Origin of the sequence: Micromonospora sp. HK10, assembly GCF_000982955.1 — a bacterium.
Taxonomy (GTDB): domain Bacteria; phylum Actinomycetota; class Actinomycetes; order Mycobacteriales; family Micromonosporaceae; genus Micromonospora.
This window is the reverse complement of sequence record NZ_KQ058880.1, coordinates 24178-31712: the sequence shown is the minus strand read 5'-3', so window position 1 is coordinate 31712 and position 7535 is coordinate 24178. Positions and strand designations below refer to the sequence as shown.

Sequence of the window (7535 nt, the reverse complement as noted above, 5' to 3'; positions counted from 1 at the left end):
CCGGCCGGCGCGGGCGGTGTCCGCGCCGGCCGGCGCGGGCGGTGTCCGCGCCGGCGCAGCATCCAACGGCCGGCGGGCCACCGAGCCGGCGTGCCGTCGATCCTGCCTGTCCGATCGATCCTGAGCAATCCACCCAGCCGCTTTTCTTGATCTAGCCATTTGCATCTAGCGATGTGGTGAACGGCCGTCATAGGGTTCCGTCAGCACCCCGGAGAACGCACGTGTTGGGCGGATTTCGCCCACTTTCACGCTGGGCGGTGGCGGCTCGTGACAGCACATCCCATGCCGGAAGATCTTGCGGCGGCAGCGCCGACCTGGGTGGATGACGTCCTGTTCACCGGGCGACCCACCGACATTTGTCTCCGTCTGCCGGAGCCGATCGACAAGGCCAGCCTGCACCGGCTGGTCGGCGCGGCGCAGACCCGGTTGGCCGAGGCCGGCCTGCGCCCCGGCGGCGCCGCCGCGCTGCGGCTGCCCCCGTCGCTGGCATACGTGGTGCACCTGCTGGCCACCTGGCGCAGCGGCGCCCAGGCGATCCTGCTCGACCACCGGCTCACCGACCACGAGGTCGACCGGGCCCTGCGCCGGCTCGGCCCGCAGGTGGTCGTCGCGCCGGTGCGCACCGGCGGCGGCGCGCTGCGGATCTTCGTGGACGTCACCGCCGGCGTCACGCCGTACGGCGACGGCCCGGCCGGCAGCCCGCACGCGGTGATCCAGCTCAGCTCCGGCTCCACCGGACCGTCCAAGGTGATCGGCCGCACCGCCGAGGACCTGGTCGGCGAGGTGCACCGCTACACCCGCATCGACGGCGTCGCGCTGCCCGGCGAGCGGATCATCCTGCTGCCCTCCATGGTGCACGTGCTCGGCCTGGTCGGCGGCCTGCTCTACGGGCTGCACGCCGGCGTCGAGCTGTGCCCGCCCGAGCGGCTCAGCGGCGACGCGATCCTCGCCGCCGTCGCCGCCCAGGACAGCCCGGCCACCGTGCTCGGCGTGCCGTTCCACATCGGCCTGCTCGCCTCCACCCGACCGTCCGGGCCGCTGCCCCAGCTCCGCCGGATGACCACCGGCGGTGAACTGGTCCCGGCCGCCGTCGCCCGCGCCTTCACCGACCGCTACGGCGTGCCGCTGGGCAACATGTACGGGATGACCGAGGTCGGGGTCATCGGCACCGACCTGCACGGGGCGCACCGCCCGGCCATCGCCCCCGCGCCCGGCATCCGGGTCCGGGAGTCCGGCGGCGAGCTGTGGGTCAGCTGCCCGGCCAACCCGTACGTGGGGCTCGCCGACCCGACCCGCTGGGCCGACGGCTGGCTGCACACCCGCGACGCCGGCGTGGTCGACCCGGACACCGGGCTCGTCACCATCAAGGGCCGGCTGGACTCGCAGGTCTCCGTGGGCGGCATGAAGGTCGACCTCACCGAGGTCGAGGCCACCGTCGCCGACCTGCCCGGGGTGACCGCCGCCGTGGTGGTCTGGGACGACGGCATCACCGGGTACGTGCAGACCGACGGCTCGCTGTCCGAGGACACCCTGGACAAGCTGCTCGCCGAGCGGCTGGCCGGCTACAAACGGCCCCGTACCCTGCACCTGCTCGACCAGTTGCCCCGCACCACCACGGGCAAGCTGGTCCGCTCCGCGCCGGCGCTGCGGGACGCCGCGTCATGACCGGCCCGCTACGCGAGGGTGACCTCGACCGGCCCGGCCGCCCCGGCGACCGCGACGGCGAGCACCAGGCCCGCCGCGCCGGCCGGATGACCGACCCGTACCCCGGGACAGTCGGGTACCGGGCGCAGCACCTCGCCGCCGTCCGGCACGGGCATCCGGCGGCGCAGCCCACCGTCGCGCAGCCCGGTGCCGAGCGCCTTGCCGACCGCCTCCTTGGCCGTCCACAGGCGCAGGAAGTCCAGCTCCCGGCCGGCCTCGGCCCGGGCGGCCAGCCACGCCGCCTCGGCCGGGTGGTACCAGCGCCGGGCCAGCGGGGCGGCGGGCAGCGGCCGGCACCGCTCGACGTCCACCCCGACCGGTCCGCCCGCCCGGGCGGCCACCACGACCATCCCGTCGACGTGGCTGACGCTGACCGGAAGCGTCCGCCCGCCGGCCGTGTACACCTCCGGGCGCCCGCCGGGCGCCCGTCGCACCCCGATCTCCGCCTCGGGCCGGCCGAGCAGCGCGCCACCCGCGCGCCTGAGCAGTCGTCGCGTCAGCTCCCGCTGGTCGCCGACGGCGCGGCCGGTCCACACGTACACGGTGTCCCGACCGGGCACCGGTAGCTGGTTCACGGAAAGAGGTTAACGCCATGCGAGACGAGGTCCGCGCCTTCGTCATCGAGCAGCTCACCGACATGAACTACGACGTCGAGGACGTCGACGACGACACCACCCTCGGCCCGTCCGGCGTCGACCTCGAGTCGCTCGCCCTGGCCGACCTCGCCGTCCGCGTCGAGGACCGGTACGGCCTGAAGTTCGACGACGACGAGTCGGAGAAGCTGGCCCTCATGACGGTCGGCGAGTTCACCACGATGGTCGCCGACCGGGTGGCCGCGAACAGCGACATCGCCTGATGACCGGTCAGCCCGACCTGGGGCGAGCTGACCTGGTGAGCATGCTCGCCGAACTGACCGCGAAACCCGTCGACCAGGTGTCCGACCGGGTCGGCTCGATGGAGCTGGCCTGGCTCGTGCACCTCGTCGAGCAACGCTACGACCGCCGGCTGGAGCTGACCGACGACCAGCTCGCCGGCATCCGTACCGTCGACGACGCCCTCGCGGTGTTCCGCACCTCGCTGACCGTTCCCGCAGATGGCTGAGCGGGAGCAGCTGAGGATCACCGGTGTCCACGCGCTCAGCGCCCTGGGTAGGGGCGCCGACGCGCTGCTCGCCGGGGTGCTCGCCGGCACCCCGGCGTTCACGCCGGTGCGCCGCTTCGACACCACCGGCCGCCGGGTCACCGTGGCGGCCACCCTGCCGGACGTCGGCACCCTCGCCGACGAGCTGACCGATGCCGTCGACCACGCCTGCCGGGCGGCCGGCCTGGACCGGGCGCACCGGGCCGGCGCGGCGCTGTTCCTGGCCACCCACGGCGGCCCGGCCTCGCTGCCGGCGCCGGACCGCCCCGGCGGGGACACCGGGCCGGAGGTGCCGGCGCTCGCCGGCCACCTGGCCCGCCGCTGCGGCCTGGGCGGGCCCACCCGGGTCTACACGACCGCCTGCGTCTCGGCGAGCACGGCCGTGGCCGACGCCGCGACCCTGATCGGCCGGGGCGACCTGGACCGGGTGGTGGTCGCCGCCGGCTACCTGGTCGAGCCGGACCAGTACGCCCTCTTCGACGCCGGCCGGGCGCTCGCCGCCGACGGGGCGGTCCGCCCGTTCAGCGCCGGCCGGCAGGGACTGCTGCTCGGCGACGGGGTGGTGGCGGTGGTGCTGGAAGCGGCCCGCGCCGCCGCCGCCCGGGGCGCCCCGACGCTGGCCACGGTGACCGGTTGGGGGCGGGCCGGCGACGCGTACCACCCGTGCCAGCCGGATCCGCGCGGGCTCGGCCTGGCCCGGGCCGTCGCGGCGGCGCTGCGCCGGGCCGGGCTGCCGCCCGAGGCGGTGGGTTACCTCAACGCCAACGCCACGGGCACCGCGTACAGCGACGCCGCCGAGGCGGCGGCGCTGGGCCGGGTGTTCGGTGCGGCGGCCGGGCGGCTCCCGGTCAGCTCCACGAAGGCGGTGCACGGGCACGCGCTGGAGGCCTCCGGGCTGCTCGAACTGGTGGTCACCGTGCTCGCGCTCGGGCACGGCAAGCTGCCGGTCAACGCCGGCTGGCTCGGCCCCGACGAGAACTGCCCACTGGACGTGGTGACGGACGCGCCCCGCTCGACCAGCACCCGGCACGCGCTGACCCTCAACGCCGCCTTCGGCGGCGCCAACACGGCCCTCCTGGTGAGCACGCCGTGAGCGCCGCATACGCCGCCCGGCGCCCGGACACACCCGGCGCGCGAGAGGCCGCCCGGTCCCCGGGCGCACCCGGCGCGCGAGAGGCCGCCCGGTCCCCGGGCACACCCGGCGCGCAAGAGACCGCCCGGTGCCCGGGCACATCCGGCGCGGGCGGCACACCGGTCCCGTGGGCCCGGCCGGCGCCCTCGGAGGACGGGGTCGTGCTGGCGCGGGCCCGCTGGCCGGAGAACGGGGACGGGCCCCCGGCGCCGGTGCCCGGCTTCGTGCACTCCGGGTTCGCGCCGCTGGTGGTGGCGGTCGCCGACCGCTGCCTGCGCCGGCGGTACGGCGACGGGCCGCTGCCGGCCGGCAACCGGACGGCGGTGCTGCTGGTCAGCGCCAGCGGCGACCGGGCCAGCGCCACACACGTAAGGGCCACGGTGGCGGCCGGTGGCCGGGTCGGCCCGCTGTTCTTCTTCCAGTCGGTGCCGAACAGCGTGGCCGGGCACGTGGCGGCGCGCTGGGGGCTGGACGGGCCGGTGGTGTGCCTGAGCCCGACCGGCGACGGCTGGAACGAGGGCGCCGCCGAGGCGGACCTGCTGCTGTACGACGGCGACGCCGCGCAGGTGTTGCTGGTCCTGATCGAACAGGCACCGGACGGTACGCCGGGCGAGGCGACCGCGGTGCTGCTGGGGGAGGGAACACGTCAATGAGGACGAAGGGACTGCGCGGCGCCCTGGCGGCCGACACCGAGCTGGGCGCCGGAAACGTGCTGGCCCGGGTGCTGGCGCACGGCGCCGACCCGGACGGGCCGGGACTCACCTTCGACACCGCGGTCGACGGCCACCCGGCCGAGACCCCGCTGACCCTGGGCCGGCTCGACGAGCTGGTCGGCGCCCGGGCCGCCTGGCTGCACGAGCGCGGGGTCGGGCCGCGTGACCCGGTGGCGGTCTGGGCCGGCACGGCGGCGGACATGGTGCTGTCGTTCCTGGCGCTGGCCCGGCTGGGGGCGATCCCCGCGCTGATGAACGGCCGGCTGCGCCCGGAGATCGCCGCCGAGTACATCCGCCGGCTGCGCGCCGCCGGGGTGCTCGCCGACGCCGCGCACGCCGCCGCCCTGCGGGGCCACGACCTGGGCGCGCCCCTGCTCGGCGAGCCCGCCGAGGCGGGCGGCGGCGACCCGGCCGCGGCCCCGCCGCACTACCGGCACCACGACGACGACCCGATCGTCATCACCCACACCTCGGGCACCACCGGGGTGCCGAAGGCGGTGCTGCACTCGCACGCCAGCCTCTTCGCCGCCACCCGGCACCTGCTGTCCATGCCGCAGGCGCAGGGCACCAGCCGGATCCTCAACGCGCTGCCCGCCCCGCACACCGCCACCGTGCTCATGGTCAACCAGGCGCTGGGCAACCGGGCGGAGATGTTCCTCCTCTCCGAGCAGGGCGGCGAGCGGGTGCTCGACGCGATCCAGCGCTGGCGGCCGGACGGCGTGTTCGGCTTCTCCGTCACCTGGGCGGAGCTGGCCCGCTTCGACCTGTCCGGGTACGACCTGGACTCCGTGCGGCTGTGGTTCAACACCGGCGACTGCTCCCACGAGCCGCACGTACGGCGGCTGGTGCGGGTGGGCTCACGGGACGTGATGACCCGCGCCGGGGTGACCCGGGTGCCCGGCTCGGTCTTCATCGACGGGCTGGGCTCCAGCGAGATGGGGCACTCGATGTTCCACATCACCCACACCGCCGACACCGACCGGTACGGCCGCTGCGTCGGCCGCCCGTACCGGTTCACCCGGGTGGCGGTGCTCGACCGGGACGGCAACGAGCTGCCCCCGGGCCAGGTGGGCTGGCTCGGCGTCGACTCGCCGTCGCTGTTCCGCGGCTACTGGAACGACTCGGTCACCAGCTACCGGTTCCGGCTGCGCGGCTGGTACCTCACCGGCGACCTCGTCCACGCCGACGAGGAGGGACGCTACTACCACCTGGACCGGGCGGTGGACTCGGTCGAGGTGGGGGACGGGCGGCGGTTCTTCACCGCGTTGTCCGAGGAACGCATCCTGGCCGCCTGCGCCGACGTGACCGACTGCACGGTGGTGATCGTCAAGGCGGATGACGGCACGGTCACCACCGACGTGCTGCTGGAGGTGGCGGCCGGGGCGGACCCGGCGGCGGACCGCACCGAGCGGATCCGCGCCGCGCTCGGCCCGGAGGTGGCCGCCACGCTGCGCCGGGTCGTGCCGGTACGCGCCGAGGACATCCCGGTCACCGTCACCGGCAAGGTGCGCAAGGTGGCGCTGCGCGAGCGCTACCTGGCCGAGGCGCCGTCGTGACCGCGGTGATCACCGGCATGGGCCTGTTCACCCCGGCCGGGCGGGGCGTCGAGGAGACCTTCGCGGCGCTGACCACCGGCCGGTCCGGGCTGCGCCGCCCACCGGAGGGGCACCCGGCCCGGGACAGCCTCGAGGTGGCGGGGGTGCTGCCGGACGTGGATCCGCGCAGCGTGGCGTCCGGCCCGGAGACCAAGGTGCTGGACCGCATCGTGCTGCTGGCCCTGCTCACCGCAGCCGAGGCGCTCGCCGACGCCGGCATCGAGGTCGGGCGGGACGTCGACCCGGAGCGGATCGGGGTGATCGTCGGCGGAGTGGGCGGCATGTCCACCCTGGAGAGTCAGGTCCTCGCCCGGGCGGCCCGGGGGCGGGCGGCGGTCAGCCCGTACCTGCTCACCGGGATCCTGCCGAACATGCCGTCGGCACGGATCGCCATCGCCCACGGCATCCGCGGCTACAGCTCGTCGGTCGGTACGGCCTGCGCCTCCGGCGCGCAGGCGGTGGCCGACGGGGCACGTCTCATCCGCACCGGCGAGGCCGACGTGGTGCTCTGCGGGGCGAGCGAGGCGCCGCTCTTCCCGACCTTCGCCGACACCTTCGGCAACGCCCGGGCGCTGGCCCGGGGCTGGCACGACCCGGCCGAGGCGAGCCGCCCGTTCGACAAGCGGCGCAACGGCTTCGTCCTCGCCGAGGGCGCGGCGCTGCTGGTACTGGAACGCGCCGAGCACGCCGCCGCCCGGGGGGTCACCGGTTACGCCGAGGTCGCCGGGTACGGCGCGAACACCGACGCGTACCACCCGACGGCGCCCCGCCCGGACGGCGCCGGTGCGGCCGCCTGCATGCGCCGCGCGCTGGCCAGCGCCGGGGTGGATCCGGCCCAGGTCGGTTACGTCAACGCCCACGGCACCGGCACGAAGCTCGGCGACATCGCCGAGACCACGGCGCTGGCCGAGGTGTTCGGCGCGGGCGGGGTGCCGGTCAGCTCCACCAAAGGGCTCACCGGGCACCTGCTCGGCGCCTCGGGGGTGCTCGAGGCGGCAGCCACCGCGCTCGCGCTTCGCCGCGGCCTGCTGCCGCCCACGTACCACCTCGACGACCCGGACCCGGAGTGCGCGGCGGACCACGTCCGCGCCGCGCCCCGGGCCACCCGGGCCGAGCACGCGCTGACCAACTCGTTCGGCTTCGGCGGGCAGAACGTCAGCCTGCTGCTGCGCCGGCGAGCCGCCGCCACGACGGCACCGCACGACGACGGATCGGGGAGGTGATCCGACGCTCCCCGGGCGCGGTGCGCCC

At 76.0% G+C, this 7535-nt stretch carries 8 protein-coding genes; 7 read left to right on the top strand and 1 reads right to left on the bottom strand.

Annotation, left to right across the window (positions count from 1 at the left end; all coding sequences use genetic code 11):
• Positions 1–282: 282 nt before the first annotated feature.
• Complete coding sequence (locus LQ51_RS26050) at positions 283–1665, top strand: class I adenylate-forming enzyme family protein (RefSeq protein WP_046570169.1); 1383 nt, start codon at positions 283–285, stop codon at positions 1663–1665.
• Positions 1666–1673: 8 nt separating this feature from the next.
• Here the strand turns inward: LQ51_RS26050 and LQ51_RS26045 are convergent, their stop codons facing one another.
• Positions 1674–2279, bottom strand: a complete 606-nt coding sequence (locus LQ51_RS26045) for a 4'-phosphopantetheinyl transferase family protein (RefSeq protein WP_046570167.1) — start codon at positions 2277–2279, stop codon at positions 1674–1676.
• 17 nt (positions 2280–2296) lie between these two features.
• Here LQ51_RS26045 and LQ51_RS26040 point away from each other — a divergent pair, with 17 nt between their 5' ends.
• From LQ51_RS26040 to LQ51_RS26015, 6 genes are all read left to right on the top strand, one after another.
• On the top strand, positions 2297–2560 hold the full coding sequence (locus LQ51_RS26040; protein WP_046570166.1) for a phosphopantetheine-binding protein: 264 nt from the start codon (positions 2297–2299) through the stop codon (positions 2558–2560).
• Positions 2560–2805, top strand: a complete 246-nt coding sequence (locus tag LQ51_RS26035; protein ID WP_046570165.1) for a hypothetical protein — start codon at positions 2560–2562, stop codon at positions 2803–2805. The genes LQ51_RS26040 and LQ51_RS26035 overlap by 1 nt, the downstream gene beginning before the upstream one ends.
• Entirely contained in the window at positions 2798–3937 is a 1140-nt protein-coding gene (locus tag LQ51_RS26030) for a beta-ketoacyl synthase N-terminal-like domain-containing protein (RefSeq protein ID WP_046570164.1), read from the top strand. Before LQ51_RS26035 ends, LQ51_RS26030 begins: the two co-directional genes overlap by 8 nt.
• Before the next feature lie 200 nt (positions 3938–4137).
• On the top strand, positions 4138–4629 hold the full coding sequence (locus LQ51_RS26025) for a beta-ketoacyl synthase chain length factor (protein ID WP_046570163.1): 492 nt from the start codon (positions 4138–4140) through the stop codon (positions 4627–4629).
• Positions 4626–6245 (top strand): class I adenylate-forming enzyme family protein, encoded by a 1620-nt coding sequence (locus LQ51_RS26020; protein ID WP_046570162.1) that lies wholly within the window; start codon positions 4626–4628, stop codon positions 6243–6245. The genes LQ51_RS26025 and LQ51_RS26020 overlap by 4 nt, the downstream gene beginning before the upstream one ends.
• Positions 6242–7507 carry a beta-ketoacyl-[acyl-carrier-protein] synthase family protein gene (locus tag LQ51_RS26015; protein WP_046570161.1) on the top strand — a complete coding sequence of 422 codons (1266 nt, stop codon included), beginning with the start codon at positions 6242–6244 and terminating at the stop codon, positions 7505–7507. Before LQ51_RS26020 ends, LQ51_RS26015 begins: the two co-directional genes overlap by 4 nt.
• Positions 7508–7535 lie beyond the last annotated feature (28 nt).

Bases quoted from the DNA above. Each gene is read 5' to 3' on its own strand.
- LQ51_RS26050 (WP_046570169.1), top strand. From the start codon at position 283: ATGCCGGAAGATCTTGCGGCGGCAGCGCCGACCTGGGTGGATGACGTC.
- LQ51_RS26040 (WP_046570166.1), top strand. From the start codon at position 2,297: ATGCGAGACGAGGTCCGCGCCTTCGTCATCGAGCAGCTCACCGACATG.
- LQ51_RS26035 (WP_046570165.1), top strand. From the start codon at position 2,560: ATGACCGGTCAGCCCGACCTGGGGCGAGCTGACCTGGTGAGCATGCTC.
- LQ51_RS26030 (WP_046570164.1), top strand. From the start codon at position 2,798: ATGGCTGAGCGGGAGCAGCTGAGGATCACCGGTGTCCACGCGCTCAGC.
- LQ51_RS26020 (WP_046570162.1), top strand. From the start codon at position 4,626: ATGAGGACGAAGGGACTGCGCGGCGCCCTGGCGGCCGACACCGAGCTG.